Origin of the sequence: Mesorhizobium sp. M00.F.Ca.ET.216.01.1.1 (assembly GCF_004010325.2) — a bacterium.
In the GTDB taxonomy this organism is placed as follows: Bacteria; Pseudomonadota; Alphaproteobacteria; order Rhizobiales; family Rhizobiaceae; genus Mesorhizobium.
On the sequence record NZ_SADR02000562.1, the window covers coordinates 1 to 284 of the forward strand.

Consider the following 284-nt stretch of genomic DNA (forward strand, 5'->3'; position numbering starts at 1 on the left):
CCATGTTGCCCGTAGCAGCTTGTCCGATTGCAACTCCGATGGAGATTGGCCGAGTAGACGCGCGAAAGCGGCGCGAAACGCGCTGGTAGATTCAAAGCTGGCCTCGTGTTGAGCCGAAACAAGTTTCCCGCCAACGGCCAGCGTCTCGAATCCTAGGCGGAGCCGCCGTTGACGCGCCATTTCAAGGAACGTCATTCCGAATTGACGTCCGAAGCTCCGCCGCACGGTTGAGGGGCCATAACCGCGTTTGATGACATGGTTTTCAGACCAACGAAGGTCAGGCC

1 protein-coding gene is annotated in these 284 nt (G+C 58.5%); it reads right to left on the reverse strand.

Annotation, left to right across the window (positions count from 1 at the left end):
• Nucleotides 1-284 (reverse strand): helix-turn-helix domain-containing protein (locus tag EN859_RS37465; protein WP_135913765.1); only part of this gene is annotated, 284 nt, incomplete at both ends.